The organism is Clostridium sp. 19966 (assembly GCF_032335695.1).
Lineage (GTDB): Bacteria > Bacillota > Clostridia > Clostridiales > Clostridiaceae > JACTOJ01.
Window position 1 is genome coordinate 114,322 of record NZ_JACTOJ010000008.1, and the last position, 14,007, is coordinate 128,328.

The following is a 14,007-nucleotide window of genomic DNA, read 5'->3' on the forward strand; positions in this document are numbered from 1 at the left end:
TAAAAAATTTCTAATCTTCTTCAAAATAATCTTCTCCTTTCTCGTTTCCTGTTACATAGCTAATTCTTTGAGCTTTAACAACCTTTTCTTGTAATCCTGTTGTTGAATTTTTTGTAATACCTAATTGCTCATTAGCTGTGTAATAAAGCCATACTCCCCACAACTCCATCTCTTCCATGCTTGCACTTCTTACTTTCCTTCTGTTTTCTCTTACTTCTCTTACCCTTCGATTATACTCCTTATCTCCTAGCCCAAAGATTTTATTAAATTCCAATTTTGACAAATCTGGTGAATTCATAATTGCAGGATTATTTCTTGACGTAATTAAACTGTAAGGTCTTGAAATCAGTCTAATTTCATCAACTGTAAGTAAAGCTCTATGAGTTAGATTAATACTATGTGAACTTGATGGAGTACTGTATTTTCCATGGGAAGCACTTAATGAATAAGTAGCTACTGTGTAATTGCCTAACTTCTTAGATATTTCTTCTAAGGTTTCAATGTCATCTGCCTGAAGATAAATCCAATTTTCACAGTTGCCTTTTATTGTCTTAGCCACCTCCTTTCCGTATTTTTCATCTAGTTGTGCAAAACTCTGTAAAAATAAATTAAACCTAATTCCTCTGCCCCCTCCAACGGTAAGCTTATTTGAGAAATCAGGTATTTGAGCAAAGTTTCCAAATTCATCGAGCAAGAAGTTTACTCTATTTTTTAATCTACCACCTCTTTCATCTGCACTTTTTACAAGTTCTATATAATGCTGTGATACAAATAAACTTGCCAAAGAATAATAAGTTGTTTTTTCATCAGGAAGAATAATAAAAATAGCTCTTTTCTTATCTCCTGTTTCCTTTGGATTATAATCACTTACATTAGTCATAGAATTTATAAGAGGATTAGTAAACAGCCTTAAAGTAGTGAGGGCTGCTGTATAAAAGCTTCCTCTTGTTTTACTTGGTGCAACTTCTGATATAGCAATCAAAGCCTTAGCAGGATGTGTAGGACTAAGTTTCTTTACATACTCAACAATAGGCATTGAGTTTCCTACAACTTTACACATTTCACTAATAAAATAATAGACATTAGTCATATTTTGATACTTTCGATTTTTCCCTTCTCTATTGTCATAAACAACACTCATAATGGCACTGGCAATAATACTTGCTTCACCATCTGTCCATATTCTTTCACCTTTAGGTTCACCTACAAGTTGAGAAGTTAAATCCCATGTAGCATCAATAGCTTTTGCTATATCATTGTTATCAACTGCTTCAATTACAGGCTCTAAGAAATTATATCTATCACTCTTTAAGGGATTTTTAAAATCTATAGCAATAACTTCATATCCTAACCTTTCTAAAAAAGGATAGGTATATTGATATAACTCTCCCTTAGGATCACTTAGAATCATACTTTCACCTGCAAGTGCTATAGTTCCTATACTTTGAAGTACCACTGTTCTTGTTTTTCCTGAACGTGTTGCACCAATGCATAAACTGTGAACATCTTCACCGATAAAAAATATTTTTTCTTTACCACCTTCCTTTCTACAACCAAGTACTACACCACCCTGCGGTAAAAGAGCTTCGGAACACTTACAAATACTTTTGGTGTTTTCATTTGAGTTTTCATCATTTCCTTCTTGTTTTCCCAATGTTGATTTTTCTTGAACTTCTTCTTGTTTTTCTTTACCTTCTTCTCTTTCATTTTTACATTCACTTCCCTTCGTAATTTCACGCAAGTCATCATAGCCTTGCTTGATTAATGCTTTAACTGTGCTGTCATTGGTATTTAGAATAAAGCTTTCAAAAGCTGAATCCTTCTCTTTTTCACTTAGCCATTCTGCTGAACCAAACTGCTTTTGCCCTGCTGATACTGGTGTAGAAATTTTAGGAGTTATTTGTTTTAATTCACTTTGATAAGGCTTGTTATTTGCTACAAAGAAAAATATTGAAAATAAAACTGCAAATCCATTTAGGCATAAAAAAAGCATCAAGTGTTCTTTACTTGACGCCATGCTTGCTAAACAATATTTTAAATTTGGTATTGCTAAAGTTGTTATTTTCTTTGTAAGTAACAAATGTACGGTTGTTGAAAAATAAGCATTAAATAATAGACCTCCAACTATTATCAGTAAAGAAATAAGTAATTTTTTCTTTTTGGATTTCAAGGTATCACTCCTATCAATTTATATTTAAAAATACGTATAAAAAAACTAGAAGCATTTCTAAATTTATGCCTCTAGCTTTCAATTATTATTGATAATATTTAACTACATCCTGTATAGATTTATAAATAAAATGTTCCCATACAGTCACAAATCCCTCTGTATCATTCAAAGTACTTATAATCGCCTCTTTATATTTAACTCTACGATAAGATGTAACTGTTTGATAATAATCTAGTTGTGATGGATACAAGGCTTCATTAAACATTTTATTATTAAAGCCAAATATTACTGTTACAACAGATTCTACTAAATTATTTTTTAAAGTATTTAACACCGCATTACTAATGTAGCTATAACATTTTTGATCTGATATTTCAGTATTATGTTCTAGCGTATAATTTTCTTTTACAAATCTATTCATATCAACATGTAATGCATCTATAAATTTTGGATTTTGTGTAAACAATATATCTAAAATACATTCTTTGGGGTTTATAGGAACTGATACTCCAACAAAATCATCTTTTTTTCTGTATGCTCTATCGCATCCTGCTTCTATTGTATTCCATCTAGCAATATCAATGTCTTGCTTTAATCTTGTTATTAAATTTGAATTTCTTATTGAATTTAATATAGTCTCAATCATAGGTCGAATTAGTGGATTAAAATAATTATTATCCGCATTGTGTGGTTTTAAAATGATGTTTTTAGATCTATAAACTGGCATCCTTTTATATAAAACATTTAATGCTTTCGAAATACAATCATATTTACTTATTAATTCAACATCTGTACAAGTAAAACTACTAACTTTATCAGATTCAAGCAAGTTAATGAAGAATGATGATTCACATAATATTTTTTTTGCTTCCTCAAAATCTACATTATAAGAAGTTATTTCTTTTAATTTAGGTTCTACACTCTGGATTTCATCATTTATATATAAAGTATCAATAATATATCTTACATCATCTATAGAATACCCATCATCATCAGCAATGCTTTGAAGTTTTACATCTGAACATGTATAAAGAAATATCATTTTCTTTTGTATTTGGAGTTGGAACGCTGTTTTCATCATACTCATAGTTTCAGTAGTTATTATCGAACCACTATCTGTTAACTTTGTGAAAAATACATAATAGTCTGAATCTAAATTATTATATAACATATTCTTCTGTGCTTCAGATGAATGTCCTACCGAATCTTGTATCCATAAACATGTATCTTTATAAAAACTCAAATTACAAAGCACTTCTTTTCTCATTGGCGATACTATAAGCATTTCAGTAATTAAAGGTGATATTGCAGGTGCTTCTTCTTTTTTTAGAATCTCTCTTGATGCCAACGCAGAATCAAGAAATTCTCTAAACCCTTCATTATCTATATTTTTATCTAACTCAATTGATATTATTTTCCCCATAACCTCTTCAATAGAATCTTTACTGATAATAGGAGATTCTATACTACATTTTATTAGTAACTTACCTAAAGTATCCTTTACTATTTTTATAGCAAGTTCTTCTACTTTTTTATATACCTCAAAATGATTATTTACCACCTTAGTTCTATACATAACAACGCATTTTTCTATTTCTTCTTTCTCTGTAGGTACTTCTCCTAGTTGTGAAATAAAATCAGAAACAATTTCAAACAATCCTTCTAAAGCCTCTTCTTGCCTTATAAATAATAGTATAATTCTAAATTGATCATTTATATCTACACTTTTATAGCTACTTTTTAAGATTTCAAATTTCTCCTTAAAAGACAGTTTTGAAATATCAATATTATTTTCGATAATATATCTAGCTATTTGTGCAATCGTATTTAGTAATTGTTCTGCTAGTGATTCCATAGATTTTAGTCTAACATGTAGTTTTGCAGTTTCCTGGTTCAACATTAATGAAATAGGAAATGATGTTTTATTACCAAATTTAGAAGCTATTTTAGTGAATACTTTTGAGTATTTTTCATACATTATCATTGTTAAAAATGTAGATTTACCTTTACCTGAAGAACCTAACGATGTAATTTGTATACTATTACTAGGTTTAAATATCTGTTTTAACGTTCTAACTATTTTTCTATCTGAAATATAGTAGTACTTCATAAATTCATTTAAACCCCAGTAAATTTCTTGTGACATAAGAGTCTTATTGTTACTAAGTTTAATTAATGCAATCTCAAAACTCTCACTATCTTTTGCCTCTTGTGTTCCTAAAAAATTATCTATATAAGTTAAATACAATTGTAATTTTGCATTAGATTCATCTAGACACCCAAACTCCTCAACTATATCAACTTTATATTTCTTATCTGTATCTGAAATAAGACTCCTATATCTTATTATCAAACTACCGTCCTGTTCTTGAACATTAATATTGTTTAAAGATTCTTTAAATAACCTACTCATCAAACTCCCCCTTATTCCAATTTTCAAAATCAATTTCTGGAATTTATATTTTAATTATATGTTTAAATCCATTCTTTGTCAATCAAAAATTCCAATATTTAATTTTATTTTTTGGAATTTTAATTTTTAATGTGTATTTACTATTTTTCCGTTATTCTAATAATTTTAATATCCATTTCCTTTATCCCAATCAAATCCCCTTCCCTTAGCTTCCTCAATAGCCCTTTCCTTTCTAGCCTGACCTTCAAGAGCTGTTAAAGGATAATGTCCTTGATTATAGTGTGTATTATCATTAGCTAACATTTGAATAGCAGATAACAAAAGTTCCATTTTTGCTTGAAGCTGTTTTTTAGTTGCTTGCTGCTCATTTAATTCAAAAGCTTTATTAAGTGCTTCTTTAGTAAATTGTTCTGGTGGATACAGCTTTCTATTTCTACATTTCTTACCGTTAGGAGTAGTAAAAGTAATATATTTTCTTTCATCACTCCAATCCACTTTATAACCTAACTTCTCCATATTAACAATAAATTCTTCTTTACTTCTGCTACACCATTTACATTGCCTTACTGCTAAGAAGAGTTCATACTTCCAACTTTGTTCTTTATCTTTAGCCCTATATTCTCCTCTGTCTTTATGGTTTTCTTTAGCTCCATCAACAATGATAAGTCCATAATCTCTACATAACTCATCAGAATATTCCTTTAAGCTTTCTAATTGCTCTTTTGATAGCTGCCATTTTCGTCCTGTAGTAAATCTTACAGAATTAATAATAAAATGATTATGCAAATGTTCTTTATCTGTATGGGTAGCATATACAACTTGAAATTCTTTAAAGGCTTCATGTTCTAAAATTCTTTTCCCAATTTCATTTATTACTTCTGGAATAGCTTTATCATGTGGTGAAAAAGATTGTACAAAATGTATAAATTGCCTTCCAGTTTCCTTTTTAAAGTTTTGCTTAGTCATTACAAACTCATTAAACGCAGTATCTGGACTACAATCTTTTCCACCAACTAAATGCGGTTCAGTTTTAATAGGATTCTTTATATAATTAATGGCTCTTTTCATTCCTTTATAGGTGTTATTTGAAGCATTAATAAACTCTATTACAGCCATTTTATCACCTTACTTTTTACGTTTCCTTATAGAAACTAAATACCCCCATAAATCACTTAACACTTTGTTTACTGATGTTATATCTGCACAATTTATTTTCCCCTGATGACAAAGTATTGTAAGTTGGTTAAGATTTGTACCTACCTTTGAAAGCTGGTGAGTAAAATCTTTTATTCCATCAATAACTATAATTTCATTATTTAGTGCTGAAGTTATAACATAATTACTAAAAGTCATATTTGCACTTTTAGCCTTTCTCTTTATCTGTTCCATTTCTTTTTCTGACATCCTAATATTGGTCTGTAAGTTTCTTTTTCTCATCCATTCCCTCCTTGCTGCATAGAATTTTCTAAAAAGGGGCGTGGGGATTCCCCACTATTTACAAGCTATTGGCTATACCAATAGGAAGCTTGCCTTCACCTCAAGCCTATGGCTTTCGCTCAGTCCTCTTGGATATTGAAAAAAGAGCTAAACTTCCAATTCCTCATCATTTTCCTGTTCCATGTCACAAATTTTTTCACTTTCAACACCCCTTCCAAACCTTATAGCTATTGAATTCATTGCCAGATTATAATTTTTATCATCCAAACTATAAAAAATATCAATAGGCGTTGTATATTTATCTTCATAGCTGTTGTACAAATTAAAAGCTAATCTTATAAGAGCTTTTGCACTGCTAGAAAGATCAACAGTACCATCATCAAGACAGTTAGCTTTAATACCATTACTTTCAAAATCGTATATAAAGTTTCTCTTTCTATATAAATCTTCATTGCCTGCAATAATATAAAATAAAGAGTATCTTTCAGTATCCCTCGGATGTGTATTGTCTTTCTGTATCAGCTCATTAAAATTTACTGCATGTTCCTTACTTAAAAATTGCATTTTAACTCCTCCTTTACCTTTCTAAATACTCATATCGTCAAACTCATTTGAGTAATCACTACTTCCATACATAGCTTCATTTTCACTTATTTTTGTCACCTTTGACTCCTTAATTAAAGCTATTAAATCCTCATTAAAATCCTTTCCTTTAGATTTATGCCTTAAAACTTCATATCTATCTTTATATTTATTGAAAATCTGATTACAGGCAAAATGCCCTGCCTCATCATTATCAAGGCAGAGCATTATTTTATTTATATCAGGATTTTCTTTTAAATAGTATTCAAGAGCTTTATCTGCAACTCCTCCAAGAGAAATGCAGTGGTTATCAAAGTTTCGTATATTATGTTTTTTTATCAATGTAAGATAGCTCATTAAATCTATAGGGGCTTCAAATATACATACTGTATTATTCTTTCCTTCCTTACAAAATGGATAGGTTTTATCTGAGTTTTTTACATCACATCTAAAGGACTTGCCAGTAGTATTAGTACTTCTTACACTTGCATATTTAGGGTTGTTTTCCTTATCAAAGCCTACAAATACGCAGCTTCTATGTGTATTTTCATATAGCTTATGTTCTTTAACAAAATCTCTTACAATTTCACTATCAATGCCCCTTGAATTTATAAGATATGCAAAGATATGTTTAAAAGTAATATTTTTTTCTGGAAGAATAAATTCTCCTCTTGCTTCTTCAATAACTTCTAAAGGTTTATATCGTACAATTTCATCTGTTTTTCCTATTAGAGTTTTTACTGCATCTACCCAAGACTTATTCTCCATTTCCATTACAAACTGAATAGCTCCACCACCTTTGTTCTGAGAAAACCAATTCCATTTACGACCATCACTATGAATATATAAGCCTCCATAACCATATATTTTAAAGGAGCGAGAAGTAACTTGCTCTACCGGATATCCTGCACTTAATGCATAGTTTATTATATTTACACTATCAGCTTTAGATATTTCCTCATCAGTAAATCTTAGCTTTTCCATTGCCATGGACTATTCCTCCCATAAATAAAGTTAAAGCTCCAATTCCTCATCTAATTGAGAATTGAAGCTTTGTTTTTCTTCTATAATACTTTTGTCATCTACCTTTATAGGTTCATATGTTGCCATTCCATTTACTGAAGCTGGAACATAACCTTTTTCAGCCATTGAACAATAATTTACCCCTGCAACTATAATATGATCATGTATTTTAATATCTAATGGATGAAATATATTTACAAGCTTTTGTGTTAATGCTTTATCCTCATTGGATGGAGAATTAGAACCTCCTGGATGATTATGTGCTAATATCATTGCTTTGCAGTCACAAGCTAGAGCTTCTTTTAAAATGTCTCTTGGATAAATTACTGCCTGAGCAATATTCCCTTCTGACATTATTTTTGTCTGAATTATGTTGTTTCCATTATCTAAAAATGCCACCATAAATTTTTCTTTATCCTTTATACCGCTTAATAATGGAACAAAGTAATCTGCTGCTTCTTTGGGAGATGAAAACTTAATTTTATTTTCACTTTCATGTACTTTAAGTAAGTTGTAAGAAGATATAAACTCATTAAGCAGTCCTATTTTTTGAAGCTGCTTTTCATTTGGTTCTATAACTTTTGGATGCTCTAATATATTAAAAGGATTATTTTCTTTTGCATATTCTTGAATTTTCTTTATAGGAATACCTGTCAAACTAGTTAACCCTTTTAAAAAGTTATTAGTATATGGCATATTCTTATCCATTTACACTGCACCTCCCATATTTTCTATAATAATTCCTAAGCTTTCTAATTTTTCATAAGTCTCATAGGGAAGCTCCATTTTATCATAGTCTTTTAGAAAATTATCTACTCCATAGTTTTCAATATAACCTGTTATTTTTTCTTCGGTGTCTATATCAAGTTCTAAAAGTTGTGCTATTAAAGAACTTATATATTTATAATTATCTCTGTTTATTCCTTTATTTTTGTTCACTTACCTCACCTCATCTTTTTAGAAATCTTTTTTACATTGCCATTTCATCATATACCTGTTCTTTAAAGCCTTCATTTTCCTCACATTCCTTATTTAATGCATCTTCATCTAATATAACTTCATTGTCTTTTTTATTAAGATCCAGTACTGAGTTTAGCTCAAATTGTCGTGATAACTTTTCTTTTAAAGCTTCTTCATAAGGAAATGGTTTTTCATATTCTATCTTTGACTGTTCTAGGTTTCTTTTGTACTCTTCAATTTTTGTTTCTATATTTTCCATTTTACTTTCAAGGTTATTTAGCAAATTTTCAATTCTTAACATATTCCCATGAGCACTATCTCCAAGGTCTACCGTGTATTTTAAATTACCATGAATTAAGAGTTCATGCTTTTCATAAAAGAGATTTTTTCTAAGTTTTAGTTCAAAACCTTTATAACTTCCTACATGGAGCTCCTCACCTTTAGGTATCTTGTTATAAAGACTTTGAAGCATTGTTCCTGCCTTTTCTCTTTCATCAAATAACTTGCCGTTTATAGTAATTGAAAAATCCTTACCATCTTCCATATTTCTTTTATCAATATCCTTAATAACACATTCAAGCTGGCCATTAGCTTCACTAATAAGTTTTGGATACTTAAAGGTGAAATTATCCTGCAGGGTATATTTTTGATTATCATAAGCAGCTTTTAAAACTCTAAGTCTTGATACCTCATTATCAACATCCATCTTTTCTTTTATTAATGGATTCCCTGTAGCTAAAGCTTTAACTTCTGCATAGGATAGTACTGTTTCATCTACATCTTCACAGTTTCTTGCAACAGATTTGGAAGTCATTATCTGCGATATGAATTTTTGTTTTTGCTCTACAATCTGCCAAAGGTATGAATCAAAGGTATCTTTAGTTACATACCTATAGATATTTACCTCTGGGTTTATATTCCCCTGCCTTAAAATTCTTCCTTCACGCTGCTCAATATCACTTGGTCTATAGGGACAATCTAAATGATGAAGTGCTATTAATTTATCTTGAATATTAGTTCCAGTTCCCATTTTAGGTGTACTTCCTATGATTATTCTTTTATTTCCGGATCTCATATCAGAAAATATTTCTTCACGTTGTATTTCATTTTTAGCATCGTGGATAAAGCATATTTCATTTTCAGGAATTCCTTTATTTATTAGTTCTGCTTTAATTGAATCATAAACAGAAAAACGCCCATCTGAGTTAGGCGTTCCCACATCACAAAATACTATTTGAGTTCCTTTTATAATTTCTGATTTTTTATATTCTTCATAAATATTTTCAATACATCTATTAACCTTTGAATCTGGCTCATTTATTGCTTCCTTATTGATAAGCCTTGGATCTGTACCTAAAAGTCTTGCTTCATTGGTTATCTTAAGCATATTATCTACAGAAGGATCAACCATGCCATTTCTAATTCTTTCAGCTCTCTCAACATAGTTTTCCATTTCATGTTTTATAAACTCACTTGGCTCTGAAGATACTAAAATATATTTATCATCTTTAAGTTTTGGCACTGGCAGCTTTAACATATCTGAGGTTTGAACATCTGCTATATTTTTAAATAAGGTCATAAGCTCTGGAAGGTTTGTAAACTTTGAAAACCTGCTTCTAAACCTATAGCCTGTTCCTTCTGGAGCTAATTCAAGTGAAGAGACTACTTCACCGAAGCTTGCAGCCCAAGCGTCAAAATGCTGTATTCCTCGCCTTTCAAGTTCATGGTTTTGAAGATACCTTTGCATTACATACATTTCTGTCATAGAATTTGAAATAGGAGTTCCTGTAGCAAATATTACTCCCCTGCCTTCATTAATTTCATGGATATATTGGCATTTCATAAGCATATCAGAAGCTTTTTTAGCTCTTGTATTTGATATTCCAGCCACATTTCTCATTTTAGAAAATACTGCACAGTTTTTATAATAATGTGCTTCATCTACAAACATAGTGTCAATACCAAGCTCTTCAAAGTTTATAACATCATCTTTTCTTGATTCATCAAGAAGCCTTTTAAGTTCACTTTCCAAGTTCTTTTTAAATTTCTCCATCTGTTTTATGGACCAGTTTTCTCCTCTTTCCCTTTTGGTAGCATCAATAGCATAGGTCATTTGGTCAATTTGATAGTTTAACATTCTTTCTTGTCTTTCCTTTGAAATTGGTATTTTTTCAAACTGAGTATGACCTATAATTATTGCATCATAAGCCCCTGTAGCAATTCTGCTTACGAACCTTCTTCTATTTTGTTTTTCAAAATCTTTCTTTGTAGTAACTAAAATATTAGCTGAAGGATATAATCTTAAAAACTCTGCTCCCATCTGCTCTGTTAAATGATTAGGCACTACAAATATGCTTTTCTTAGAAAGTCCTAATCTTTTAAGCTCCATAGCACTTGCTATCATTTCAAAGCTCTTTCCAGCACCAACACAATGAGCAAGAAGTGTACTTCCACCATATAAAATTCTAGCTATAGCATTTACTTGATGCTGCCTAAGCCTAATATCTGGATTCATTCCAGGGAAGGTTAAATGTCTCCCATCATATTCCCTAAGCCTTATGTTATTAAAGTTTTCATTATAAAATTCAACATACTTCTTTCTTCTGTCAGGATCTCTAAATATCCAATTTTTAAATTCTTCTTTAAGTTGATTTTGCTTTTCTCTTGCCAGCATGGTTTCCTTTTGATTAAGTACATATCTTACAGTATCTCCATCTTCTATTCTGTCTTTTACAGTAACAGTTCTAAGGTTTAAAGTTTCTTCAACAATATAATAGGCATTAAGCCTTTTAGTTCCAAAGGTTTCTGTTGCTGCAACGGAATAACCATCTATACCTTTGTTTTCAATAACCCAAGATGCATTAAAATTATTATAATGAGCTTTTACTTCGTTGCTGCTATAACGAGAGCCTGAGTTTTGAGCATACTTTGGAGTTCCTAAGGTTTCATAAATAAATTTTTCTATATCTCCTTCTTCAATCCATGTTGTTCCAAGCCTTATATCAATTTCACTTGCTTCTAAATTTACTGGCTGTACTTTTTCTAAGGCTTCTACATTTTGAATAAAAAGCTCTGGATTAGTTTCAGCATAAAGCCTTGCTAATTTTAATTTCTGTCTCACATTACCGCTTAAATATTCATCTTGAGTTTCCCATCCTTGAAGTAAATCATCTTTATTATATTTTTCAGGATTTAAAAATATTAAACCCTGAAGTTCATTTATAATGTTTTCTCTTGTGCTATCATAAATTTCTAACATTAGAGACAAATCTACTATACCTTTTTCATTTAGACTTACTGTAAGAGCTTCAATGGCAGTATCTACTTCTGTTATCTTTTCAAGAGGCCGTATAGTTTGTTTAGTGAACATATCAGCTTTAGTAACATTTTTGTTTTCATCTACCACCTCAAGAGAACATAAGAGAGGATAATCATTATCATCTCTAAAAGCTGTATTATTGGTTCTTGCTGTTATATATCCATAACTTTTAACAAAAGCATCATATCTTTTATTCAATATTTCCTGCTTTTCTTTTAACTCTTCATGGGTACAGCCATTTGTTTGGATATCTATTATTTCTCTAGTGATTTCCCTTATAGCATGAAGCCCTTTTATCCTTTCTAAAGTCTTCCCTGTAACTTCAATCTTTCTCATTACAGCATTTTCTCTATAAAAAAGCTTATTATCTATAAAGGTGTAAGTGTAGTTTCTCACATTAGGATCAGCAGGAATAAAATCTTCCGCAGCAGATTCTTCTCTTTCAAAACTTGTTATGTTAGCATTTAGATTTTCAACTGCTTTAGCTAAAGCTTCACTTAAATCAAAATTCTCATCATCATTAACTAATGCTGTGTATTTACTGCCTTCACCAAACATTCTCTGTTCAAAAACCATCTTTCCAAGAAGCATTTCTGGATTATCAAGAAAGTATTCATTTATGGGCACTCCATCTTCTGTTTTTGCTACATGAAGCCAATTTTCTTCTGCAACCTGTACCCTTTCTCTCTTTTGAAGAAATATAATATCCGCAGTAACATCTGTATTAGCATTTGATTTAAAGGCAGTATTAGGAAGTCTTATTGCTCCTATTAATTCTGCACGCTCTGCAATATACTTTCTTACACTGTTATTTTCTTTATCCATAGTACCTTTAGAAGTTATAAAAGCTATAATTCCACCTGGTCTTACTTTATCTAAAGCCTTAGCAAAAAAGTAATCATGTATTAAAAAATTATGTTTATCATATTTAGGATCATGGAGCTTATAATCTCCAAAAGGAACATTACCTATAGCAACATCAAAGAAATTATCTGAATAGTTATTCTCTTCAAAGCCTTGTATTTTAATATCTGCCTTTTGATAGAGCTGTTTTGCTATTCTTCCTGAAATATCATCAAGTTCTACTCCATATAACTTAGAATCTTTCATACTGTATGGAAGCATAGAAAAGAAATTTCCAACTCCCATGGAAGGTTCTAATATATTACCTGTTTTAAATCCAAAGCTCTCAAATGCTTTATATATTCCTTCAATTACTGTAGGTGAAGTGTAATGAGCATTAGGTGTTGACGCCCTAGAAGATACATATTCTTCAGGAGTAAGTAGTGCCTTTAATTCTGTATATTCGCTATTCCATCCTGTACTATTAATATCAAAGGCTTGAGCCATACCTCCCCAGCCTACATATTTAGCAAGTATTTTTTGTTCTTCTGATGTTGCCAATCTATTTTCTTCTTCAATAACCTTTAAAATTTTAATAGCTTCTATATTGTTTCTGAATTTAGTTTTAAGTCCTCCAACTCCAATTTCATCTTCTGGACTATAGCTGTAGTTTATTTTCTCATCTTTTTCTTTTGCATTTGTTTTTTCTTTAGTTTGAGATTTTTTATTAACTTCGTTATTATTTAGCCACCCTAAAATATTAGTTTCATAATTTTCTATAGCTTTATTTTTATAATCTTCCCAAGTTGAATTTTTATTTTCAGACATTAAAAAAGAGCCACTTTGTTGTGACTCAAAAATATCTATTTGCTTTATCTCATTTTGTATACCATTTCGTGAAGAACTATCTCCTCTGCTGTTTCCTTTATTCTCACCCTGTGCTTGAAGCTCTCCATTGTATTCTCTGGATTCATTATTGGATCTGTTTTCAGCATTTGCTCCATTAATACTTCCAGCCTCTGATATGCTTCCTCGTTCACCTGATGCATTTTCTCCATTAGCTCCCCTTGTGCTAAAAGTAAGCTGTATCTGCTCTGATGATTGTTCTTTAGATAATTTAATGCCATCTGACCGTACTTTCCTAAAGGTTTCTGATCTACTTCCTTGTTCCTGGATATTTGTATCTCTGGATAAAATATTCCGTCTATCTCTTTGTAACTTAAGTTTAAGTTCTCTTTCATAATTTTTTTCGCTCCTTTG

The 14,007-nt window shown here is 30.7% G+C and carries 10 protein-coding genes; all 10 read right to left on the reverse strand.

Features of this window, described 5'->3' with window-relative positions; all coding sequences use genetic code 11:
- Positions 1 to 10: 10 nt before the first annotated feature.
- Positions 11 to 2,170, reverse strand: coding sequence for a VirD4-like conjugal transfer protein, CD1115 family (locus IAI10_RS10410; protein WP_156736244.1), 2,160 nt, complete (start codon positions 2,168 to 2,170; stop codon positions 11 to 13).
- A gap of 85 nt (positions 2,171 to 2,255) precedes the next feature.
- Positions 2,256 to 4,583: a hypothetical protein gene (locus tag IAI10_RS10415; RefSeq protein ID WP_156736243.1), complete on the reverse strand. Its 2,328-nt coding sequence runs from the start codon at positions 4,581 to 4,583 to the stop codon at positions 2,256 to 2,258.
- A gap of 165 nt (positions 4,584 to 4,748) precedes the next feature.
- Complete coding sequence (locus tag IAI10_RS10420) at positions 4,749 to 5,699, reverse strand: relaxase/mobilization nuclease domain-containing protein (RefSeq protein ID WP_156736241.1); 951 nt, start codon at positions 5,697 to 5,699, stop codon at positions 4,749 to 4,751.
- A gap of 9 nt (positions 5,700 to 5,708) precedes the next feature.
- Positions 5,709 to 6,020: a plasmid mobilization protein gene (locus IAI10_RS10425; RefSeq protein ID WP_156736240.1), complete on the reverse strand. Its 312-nt coding sequence runs from the start codon at positions 6,018 to 6,020 to the stop codon at positions 5,709 to 5,711.
- Between the two features lie 147 nt (positions 6,021 to 6,167).
- Positions 6,168 to 6,584: a DUF6075 family protein gene (locus IAI10_RS10430; RefSeq protein ID WP_315673196.1), complete on the reverse strand. Its 417-nt coding sequence runs from the start codon at positions 6,582 to 6,584 to the stop codon at positions 6,168 to 6,170.
- A gap of 21 nt (positions 6,585 to 6,605) precedes the next feature.
- The gene (locus IAI10_RS10435) at positions 6,606 to 7,592 is read right to left on the reverse strand and encodes a DUF3991 domain-containing protein (protein WP_315673197.1); all 987 of its coding nucleotides are present in this window, start codon (positions 7,590 to 7,592) and stop codon (positions 6,606 to 6,608) included.
- Positions 7,593 to 7,616: 24 nt separating this feature from the next.
- On the reverse strand, positions 7,617 to 8,333 hold the full coding sequence (locus tag IAI10_RS10440) for a JAB domain-containing protein (protein WP_315673198.1): 717 nt from the start codon (positions 8,331 to 8,333) through the stop codon (positions 7,617 to 7,619).
- The gene (locus IAI10_RS10445; protein WP_315673199.1) at positions 8,334 to 8,564 is read right to left on the reverse strand and encodes a hypothetical protein; all 231 of its coding nucleotides are present in this window, start codon (positions 8,562 to 8,564) and stop codon (positions 8,334 to 8,336) included.
- A gap of 31 nt (positions 8,565 to 8,595) precedes the next feature.
- The gene (locus IAI10_RS10450; RefSeq protein WP_396334362.1) at positions 8,596 to 13,575 is read right to left on the reverse strand and encodes a helicase-related protein; all 4,980 of its coding nucleotides are present in this window, start codon (positions 13,573 to 13,575) and stop codon (positions 8,596 to 8,598) included.
- A gap of 44 nt (positions 13,576 to 13,619) precedes the next feature.
- On the reverse strand, positions 13,620 to 13,988 hold the full coding sequence (locus IAI10_RS24665; RefSeq protein WP_396334363.1) for a TnpV protein: 369 nt from the start codon (positions 13,986 to 13,988) through the stop codon (positions 13,620 to 13,622).
- Positions 13,989 to 14,007 lie beyond the last annotated feature (19 nt).

What these genes read in the sequence shown, in the direction of transcription:
- IAI10_RS10415 (WP_156736243.1), bottom strand. Translation starts at nt 4,583, where the DNA reads ATGAGTAGGTTATTTAAAGAATCTTTAAACAATATTAATGTTCAAGAA.
- IAI10_RS10420 (WP_156736241.1), bottom strand. Translation starts at nt 5,699, where the DNA reads ATGGCTGTAATAGAGTTTATTAATGCTTCAAATAACACCTATAAAGGA.
- IAI10_RS10425 (WP_156736240.1), bottom strand. Translation starts at nt 6,020, where the DNA reads ATGAGAAAAAGAAACTTACAGACCAATATTAGGATGTCAGAAAAAGAA.
- IAI10_RS10430 (WP_315673196.1), bottom strand. Translation starts at nt 6,584, where the DNA reads ATGCAATTTTTAAGTAAGGAACATGCAGTAAATTTTAATGAGCTGATA.
- IAI10_RS10435 (WP_315673197.1), bottom strand. Translation starts at nt 7,592, where the DNA reads ATGGCAATGGAAAAGCTAAGATTTACTGATGAGGAAATATCTAAAGCT.
- IAI10_RS10440 (WP_315673198.1), bottom strand. Translation starts at nt 8,333, where the DNA reads ATGGATAAGAATATGCCATATACTAATAACTTTTTAAAAGGGTTAACT.
- IAI10_RS10450 (WP_396334362.1), bottom strand. Translation starts at nt 13,575, where the DNA reads ATGTCTGAAAATAAAAATTCAACTTGGGAAGATTATAAAAATAAAGCT.
- IAI10_RS24665 (WP_396334363.1), bottom strand. Translation starts at nt 13,988, where the DNA reads ATGAAAGAGAACTTAAACTTAAGTTACAAAGAGATAGACGGAATATTT.